At 68.0% G+C, this 8321-nt stretch carries 5 protein-coding genes; 4 read left to right on the top strand and 1 reads right to left on the bottom strand.

Annotated features, from left to right (window positions below):
* Positions 1–7: 7 nt before the first annotated feature.
* The gene (locus tag ACFVVI_RS02655; RefSeq protein WP_387442702.1) at positions 8–1813 is read left to right on the top strand and encodes an AMP-dependent synthetase/ligase; all 1806 of its coding nucleotides are present in this window, start codon (positions 8–10) and stop codon (positions 1811–1813) included.
* Here the strand turns inward: ACFVVI_RS02655 and ACFVVI_RS02660 are convergent.
* Positions 1810–2340, bottom strand: coding sequence for a PaaI family thioesterase (locus tag ACFVVI_RS02660; protein ID WP_378988894.1), 531 nt, complete (start codon positions 2338–2340; stop codon positions 1810–1812). The genes ACFVVI_RS02655 and ACFVVI_RS02660 overlap by 4 nt on opposite strands.
* Before the next feature lie 214 nt (positions 2341–2554).
* Here ACFVVI_RS02660 and ACFVVI_RS02665 point away from each other — a divergent pair, with 214 nt between their 5' ends.
* From ACFVVI_RS02665 to ACFVVI_RS02675, 3 genes are all read left to right on the top strand, one after another.
* Positions 2555–3757 (top strand): NAD(P)/FAD-dependent oxidoreductase, encoded by a 1203-nt coding sequence (locus ACFVVI_RS02665; protein ID WP_387442704.1) that lies wholly within the window; start codon positions 2555–2557, stop codon positions 3755–3757.
* A complete protein-coding gene (locus tag ACFVVI_RS02670) occupies positions 3744–4355 on the top strand; it encodes a GDSL-type esterase/lipase family protein (RefSeq protein ID WP_387442706.1) in 612 nt (203 codons plus the stop codon). The genes ACFVVI_RS02665 and ACFVVI_RS02670 overlap by 14 nt, the downstream gene beginning before the upstream one ends.
* 23 nt (positions 4356–4378) lie before the next feature.
* Positions 4379–8321: beta-ketoacyl synthase N-terminal-like domain-containing protein (locus ACFVVI_RS02675; RefSeq protein WP_387442708.1), on the top strand; the 3943-nt coding region annotated here is incomplete at its 3' end.

An 8321-nucleotide genomic window follows, 5' to 3' on the forward strand; every position in this document is an offset into this window, starting at 1 on the left:
TAGCGCCGTGCAGGGGGATAGCGCCGTGCAAGATGCCGGCGCCGTGCAGGGACTGCGGGTCGCACAGGAATACAGTGTCGCGCCACTGGTCACCATGGCCGATGACGACAACTTGGCCAACGTAGTGTTCTCCAAGGCCGCGGCCGACCCGTCGGCCGTGGTGTTCAGCCGGAGAACGGCCGAGGGCTGGCTCGACGTCGGCTACAAAGAGTTCGCCCGGCTCGTCCTCGGACTCGCGAAGGGCCTGCTGGCCAACGGGATCGGCGTAGGCGATCGGGTGCTGATCCTCGGCGGGACCGGTTTCGAATGGTCGGCGGCGGACTTCGCCGTGCTGAGCGTGGGCGCGATGGCCGTACCGGTGTATCCGACATCGTCGGCCGAGCAGATCCAGCACATCGTGGCCGATGCCCGTCCCAGCGCGTGTTTCGTGGAGACGGTCGAACAGTGCGAGTTGATCGGTGCGGCGGCGGGAGATCTGCGCGGCCGGGCCTGGCTGCTCGGTTCGTCGTTTCCCGCGCTGGTCGAGCAGGGCGAGGTGATCGCCGACGCCGAGGCCACCGAGCGTCGGCTGGCAGTGCGCGCCGATGATGTCGCGACGATCGTCTACACCAGCGGCACCACGGGCGTCCCCAAGGGCTGCCTGCTGACGCACCGCAATATTTTCGCCGCCGCGGCCAACGTGGTGGAACTCCTCGACACCGTATTCCGCCGCACCCCAGCGGATCCCGCGTCGACACTGCTGTTCCTCCCGCTCGCGCACGTGTACGGGCGGGTCGTGCAGTTCGGGTGTGTATTGGCCGGAGTCCGCACGGGCCTGGTCGCCACTCCCGCGCAACTGCCCGCCGAACTGCCGATCTTTCGGCCGACGTTCCTGATCGGTGTCCCCTACGTCCTGGAGAAGATCCGCAAGGCGGCGCGTCAGGCCCTCGGCGGTGATCGGTACGACGCCGCGGAGGCGGCGGCGGTCGCTGTCGGCCATGCGCGCAGGCGCGGTCAGCAGCCACCGGCGGACGCGGTGATCGACGCCCGGATCGGCGAACAGTGGCGTGGCATGCTCGGCGGGCGGCTCGAGCACATGGTCGCGGGTGGCGCGTCGCTGGAACCGTCGACGGCGGACTTCTTCACCGGCATCGGTGTGGAGATCATCGGCGCGTACGGGCTGACCGAGGCGTCGTCGACGGTCAGTATGAGTGCGCCGCACGCCAATCGGGCAGGCGCGGTCGGCCGACCGGTGCCCGGCACGACCGTCGCGATCGCCGACGACGGCGAGATCCTGGTCCGGGGCCCGCAGGTCTTCCCCGGGTACTGGCCCGACGGCGGCCATTCGGCCGAGAACTGGTTGGCCACGGGCGATCTCGGCCGGCTCGACGAGGACGGATTCCTGTTCATCACCGGCCGGCGCAAGGAGATCATCGTCACCAGCGGCGGCAAGAACGTGGCGCCCGCGCCGCTCGAAGACCGGGTTCGCCTGCACGCCTTGGTGAGCAACTGCATGCTCGTCGGTGAAGGCCGACCGTATGTGACCGCCTTGATCACCGTCGATCCGGTGGTGCTGGCTCGCTGGGCCGCGGAGCACGGCGTGGACGTGTCCGGCGGGGTCCCGACCGAGGACGCCCGGTTGCTCGCCGAGATCTCCGCCGGTGTCGAGGCGGCGAACCGGCTCGTCTCCCGTGCGGAGTCGATTCGCCGGTTCGCCGTTCTCGCGGAGGACTTCTCGATGGAGAAGGGTCAGCTGACGGCCTCGTTGCGGCTGCGTCGCGCGGCGATCGAAGCCGACTTCGGCGCCGTCATCACCACGCTGTATCCGGATTAAGCCGCGCCCAGCCAGCAGAAGTACTCGAGATCCACCTTCGCGAGCAAGGCGCCGCTGTCGTCGTGCAGCAGCGCCTTTCCGGTGATATCGAACTGCTCCTCGGTCCTGCGCCCGACCACCTCGGCCAGGATCGGGGAGCTCACCGTGCCGCTGGCGCGGATCCGGCCGCGGGCAGGCCGGAAGAAGGTGGCCTTGGTGCTGCGCAGCACGAAGGTCCGCACGTGCAGGATGCGCGGTGCGATGATGCCGGAAAACGCACCGGCACAGGCGACTTCGGCGGCGAGGAACAGCGCGCCCGCGTGCACCGTGCCCAGGTGATTGCTCATCGCCGGTGCCTCGGGGATCTCGGCCACCGCCGAGCCGGGGCCCAGCTCGGTCATGCGCACGCCCACCAGATTCACGAACGGGACGAGCGTGTCGACGGTCTTGCGGATCTGTTCGTAGTCCGGCGTCGCGGCACCGGTCATATTCGTCAGCCGAGCCTGTGCTGCGGCGATTCCGGGGGCCGGTTCATTTCCAGTTGGCATGCCCCAATTAGCCCATATCGAACCGTTTTTCGTGATGAACGGAAGTTGAATTCAACTATTCATCCGAGCTGCCGGATCGCTAATATTCGAAATCATTGTTCTGGAACATCTATTCATGTAATCCGATTGGAAATCGGTACGCGGATCGAGCGGTTCGACTCCGTAAAATCGCATCCGGGGCCATAAGCGTTTCATTTACTGAGGAGTCACCCTGATGTATGACGCGATTGTTGTCGGCGCGCGGTGCGCGGGTTCACCGGTTGCCATGTTGCTGGCGAGGCAGGGGCATCGAGTCCTGGTGGTCGACCGTGCCACGTTCCCGAGCGACACCATCTCGACGCACTACATTCAGCAGCGCGGGCTGGCCCGGCTGGCCCAGTGGGGCCTGCTCGACAAGCTGATCGCCACCGGTGTGCCGGCGATCAAGCGCATGACGGTGTCCTACCTCGACATCGTCATCGCGGGGTTCGCCGATCCCATCCAGGGCATCGACGCCACCTACGCGCCGCGGCGCACCGAACTCGACGCGATCCTGGTCGAGGGTGCCAGGGAGGCCGGCGCCGAGGTGCGTACCGGGTACACCGTCAGCGAACTGATCATCGAAGACGGTGTGGTCGTCGGTATTCGCGGTTCGGTCGCCGGTGGTGAGATCGCCGAGGAGCGGGCCCGCATCGTGATCGGTGCCGACGGCACCAACTCGTTCGTCGCCAACGCTGTCGGCGCCGAGACCTACACGAAGGTCGCGGCCGAGTGCTTCATCTACTACAGCTACTTCAGCGGCCTGTCGGTGTCGGAGTTCCACAGCCGGATCGGCGACAAGCAGCAGATCGGCATCTGGCCGACCCACAACGACCAGACCCTCGTGGCGGTCATGCGCAAGATCGACACCTACGCTGATTTCCGTACCGACGTCGAGGCCAACTTCGTGAAGGTCGCTCGCGAGATCCTGCCCGAGTTCGCCGAGGAACTGGTCACCAAGGGCAAGCGCGAGGAGCGTTTCACCCCGATGCGGTACCCGGACAACTACCGCCGCCAGTCGCACGGCGAAGGCTGGGCGCTGGTCGGGGACGCGGGGTACCACAAGGACCCGTTCACCGGGCTCGGCATCTCCGACGCGTTCGACTACGCGGCGCTGCTGGCCGAGCGGGTGCACGAGGGTCTGAGCGATCAGCGACCGATGGCCGAGGCGCTCGCCGATTACCAGCGCGAGCGTGACGAGAAATCGCAGTCGAGTTTCGAGTTCACCTGCACGATTTCCACGCTGGAACTGACTCCGCAATTGCTGGCCGTTTTCCGTGCGCTGGAAAAGAACGAAGAATATGCCACGGACTTCTATGCGATGGTCGGCGGCGGAATGACCGGCGAGGAATTCTTCGCGCCGGAACGCATCGCGAAATTGCTCGGTGCCAACGTATGAGCTGATGGTGCTCGGCGACAGTTTCGCGGAGGGGCGTGGCGGTTCGGTCAACGCCGACGGCTCCTTCGCGGGATTTGTCGCGCGCGTCGAGCACCTGCTCGGAATTTCCGGCGCGACACTGAACCTCGGTTCCTACGGGGCCACCACCCAGGATGTCCTCGACCGGCAGCTGCCGGTCGCCCTCGCCGCCGATGCTCCGCTGGTCGGCGTGATCGTCGGCGGAAACGACCTGGTCACCGACTACGACCCGGATCGCTTCCGCCGCAACCTGCGTCATATCTATGCCGGGCTGGCGCGCCCGGATCGGCTGGTGTTCACTACGAACTGGCCGAATATCCCGGACCGCCTGCCCGGCCTGCCCGAATCCGTCCGCACGGTGTTGCGGTCGCGATTCGCGCAAGCCAACGACTATCTCGACGACCTCGTCCACGAGTTCGATCTCGTGCGACTCGATTTGGTGAACGCACCCATCACCGCGGACCCGGTCATGTGGTCCCCGGACGGCATGCATCCGAGCCCGGCGGGCCATCAGCTCATCGGCACGGCGATGGCCGACCTCATCGACGAGGTCCGGACTGTGCGAGTTTCGCAACTCTGAGCAGAAGACAAGGGATAGCAACCATGAACGACCACCTTCGGCACTCCGAAGACCCGGCCATGACGCGGCGACTAGCCGACAATCCGATCGCGATCGTCGGACTGAGCGGCCTGTTCCCCATGGCCGCCAACTTCCGTGACTTCTGGCAGAACGTCGTCGACGCCGCGGACTGCATGTCCGACGTGCCGGCCACGCACTGGAACCTCGACGACTACTACGACGCCGACCCGACGGCGCCCGACAAGACCTATTGCCGCCGTGGCGGTTTCGTGCCCGAGATGCCGTTCAGCGTCACCGAGTTCGGGCTGCCGCCCAATCAGCTCGAGGTCACCACGGTCGTGCAGCTGCTGAGCCTGCTCGTCGCCCGTGACGTGCTCGCCGACGCGGGCGCCGTCGGGTCGGACTGGTACCGGCCCGAGCGCACCGGTGTGGTCCTCGGCGTCGCCGGACCGACGACACTGTCGCACCCACTGGCCGCCCGTCTGTCGACGCCGGTGCTCAAGGAGGTCATCCGCAGTTGTGGGCTGACCCAGGCCGACGCCGAACAGATCGCGCAGAAGTACGCCGACGCCTTCCCGTCGTGGGAGGAGAACTCGTTCCCCGGTCTGCTGGGCAATGTGATCGCGGGCCGGGTCGCCAACCGCCTCGACCTCGGCGGCATGAACTGCACCGTCGACGCGGCGTGCGCGAGCTCGCTGTCGGCGGTCCACGTCGCGATCAGCGAGCTGGTGTCCGGTCGCGCCGACATGATGATCACCGGTGGCTGTGACACCGAGAACTCGATCTTCGGTTACCTGTGCTTCAGCAAGGTCGGGGCGCTGTCTCGCTCGGGCGTGATCAAGCCGCTCGACGACAGCGCCGACGGCACCCTGGTCGGTGAGGGCATCGGCATGATCGCCCTCAAGCGCCTCGCCGACGCCGAGCGCGACGGCGACCGGGTGTACGCCGTGATCAAGGGCATCGGATCGTCGAGCGACGGGCGGTTCAAGAGCATCTACGCCCCGCGCGCCGAGGGTCAGCAGGCCGCCCTGTACCGCGCCTACGAGGACGCGGACTGCTCGCCCGCCACGATCGGGCTGTTCGAGGCACATGCCACCGGCACCCGCGTCGGCGATCAGACCGAACTCGCCGCCTTGAACGCGGTGCTGCGCGAGGCCACCGACGAGACCGGGTACGCCGCGATCGGCAGCGTGAAATCCCAGATCGGGCACACCAAGGGCGCCGCCGGTGCGGCCAGCCTGATCAAGCTGGCGCTGGCGTTGCACCACAAGGTGCTGCCGCCGACGATCAATGTCACCGCGCCGAACAAGGCGCTCGACGACTCCTCGCCGCTCTACATCAACACCAGGACCCGGCCGTGGATTCGTGATCCGCACCGGCCGCAGCGTCGTGCGGCCGCATCGGCGATGGGCTTCGGCGGCACCAACTTTCACGCGATCCTCGAGGAAGCAGCCGAGGGCCGCGGACACGCGCTCACGATGCACCGCACCGCGCGAGTCCACCTGTGGCACGCCGCCTCGACAACCGAACTGGCGAGCTTGCTGAGCTCGGACGCCGCCCCGAACGGCGACGCCGGGATTCCGGACGAGCACGCGCGCGTCGGGTTCGTGGCGCGCGACGACGAGGAAGCATCGGCACTGCGCGCACTGGCGGTGACCGAACTCGCCGGTGACGCCGACGAATGGACGCATCCGCGCGGCATCGTCTTCCGCCGGCGCGCCATGCCCGATCTGAAGATCGGCGCGCTGTTCGCCGGTCAGGGCAGCCAATACGTGGACATGGGCCTGGCCGCGGTGCTGAACAACCCAGCCGTCGCCACCGCCTTCGACGAGGCCAACGCCGTGTTCGCCGACGCCGCCCGGCCGCCGGCCTCGGTGGTGTTCCCGGCGCCGGTGTTCGACCCCGAGCTGCGCAACGCCCAGGAGGCGACGTTGCGGCGCACCGAGTTCGCGCAGCCCGCGATCGCCGCGCTGTCGGTGGGCCAGTACCGGTTCCTGTCCGAGCGCGGCCTCACGTGTGAAGGGTTCATGGGCCACAGCTTCGGCGAGCTGACCGCGCTGTGGGCGGCGGGTTCGCTGGACGCCGTCGACTACTTCACCCTTGCCAGGGCACGCGGTGCGGCGATGGCGATCGACACCGACACCGACGCGGGCACGATGGCTGCGGTGCAGGCCGACCGTGAACAGGTCAGCGCGATCCTCGCCGACCATCCCGATGTGAGCGTGTGCAATCACAACGCACCCGATCAGGTGGTGGTCGGCGGCGGCACCGCGGCTGTCGCGGAGTTCGTCGCGGCGGGCCGGGCGCGCGGGCTGACCGTGCGTGAGTTGCCGGTGGCCGGCGCGTTCCACACCCGCTACGTCGCCCATGCGGTCGAACCGTTCAAGGCCGCGGTGAAGAGCGTCGGCATTCGCGCCCCGAAAGCCAAGATCTACGCCAATTCCCGGGACGCCGAATACGGTTCGCGGGTCGCGACCAACCGGCGGGTGCTCACCGAGCAGCTGCTCGAGACCGTCGAGTTCGTGGCAGGTCTGCAGGCGATGCAGGCCGACGGCTGCAATGTGTTCGTAGAGTTCGGGCCGAAGGCCACGCTCACCTCGCTGGTGCGCCGGACGCTCGGCGCCGAGGTGATCGCCCTCTCGACCGACCAGGGCCCGACCGGCGACAGCGATGTGGCGCTCAAGAAGGCCGCGCTGCAGCTGGCGGTGCTCGGTGCGCCCATCGTCGACATCCACCGCCACGACGCCGCACCGTTCGCGGTGCCGGCGGCGCCCGGCATGGTGGTGCGGCTCAACGGCCGCGATTTCGTGCCGGAATCCCGGAAAGACCTCTACCGCAAGGGAATCGAGGAGCAGGTCGTGTTGGAAGCCGTCACGCAGGCGCGAGAGGCCGCCGAAGCCGAGGCCGCGGCACAGGCGCAGGTGGCCGCGCGAGCGCATACCGCCGAGCGGGAGCGCCTCACCACCGAGGCCTACGCCGCCGGTCGGAACGAGGCCGCGCGGACACCCGCCGTCACTCGGGAACTGGTGAGCGCCGAAGCTCCGGCCGCCGCGCCGGTCCGGGCGGAGTCGACCATCGGGCATCAGCCCGCGACCGGATACGACGTGGCCGCCCAGCAGCACCTCGACATCCACAGCCGGTACGCGCAGGGTCAACTCGAGGTCGCAGAAGGTCTGGTCTCGGTTCTGCGCGACGCCCAGCGCACCGGTGGCGTCGATGATCGCCTGCACGAGACCGTGCACGCGATCAAGGAGCAGAGCCTGGCGATCGGCCGGACCCATGTCCAGGTCAACGAGATCCTCGCCTCGCTGTCCGGCCTCGAACTCGGGTCCCCGGCGCCGACCGTCGATACCGCGAGCACGAACGGGACGAACGGCTTCCACACCGAACTCCCCACCGGCAACGGGAACGGCAGTCACACCTCCGCGGCGACGCTGCTCGACCACCGGACAGTCGCTGAGCCCTCGGCGCCGAACGCTGTGGCGACTCCCGAACCACAGCCGACACGAGCAGCGGATGTTGCCACGGCGCGCCGGACAGCCGACATCGAGCCCGCTCCCCAGGCCGCGATGCCCGCCGCCGTCACGGTGAGCGAGGCCCCCGCGCTCGATGCCGACGCGGTGTGGTCGGTGTTGTCGCAGGTGGTGTCGGACAAGACCGGCTACCCGACCGACATGCTGGCGTTGTCGCTGGATCTGGAAGCGGACCTCGGGGTGGATTCGATCAAGCGGGTTCAGATCATGGGTGCGGTCGGTGAGCGTATCGAGGGTGTGCCTGCCGTGGGCCCGGAGCAGGTCGCGGAACTGCGGACCCTGAACGACATCGTGGACTTCGTTGCCGCGTCTGTGGTTTCAGGTCCGAGTGCCGCCCCGGCGCCGACCGGTCCGGCGCTCGATGCCGATTCGGTGTGGTCGGTGCTGTCGCAGGTGGTGTCGGAGAAGACCGGTTACCCGACGGAGATGCTGG

It is taken from the genome of Nocardia sp. NPDC058114 (genome assembly GCF_042884695.1).
GTDB lineage: Bacteria > Actinomycetota > Actinomycetes > Mycobacteriales > Mycobacteriaceae > Nocardia.

Coding starts and splice junctions, on each gene's coding strand:
- ACFVVI_RS02660 (WP_378988894.1), bottom strand. CDS start 2,340: ATGCCAACTGGAAATGAACCGGCCCCCGGAATCGCCGCAGCACAGGCT.
- ACFVVI_RS02665 (WP_387442704.1), top strand. CDS start 2,555: ATGTATGACGCGATTGTTGTCGGCGCGCGGTGCGCGGGTTCACCGGTT.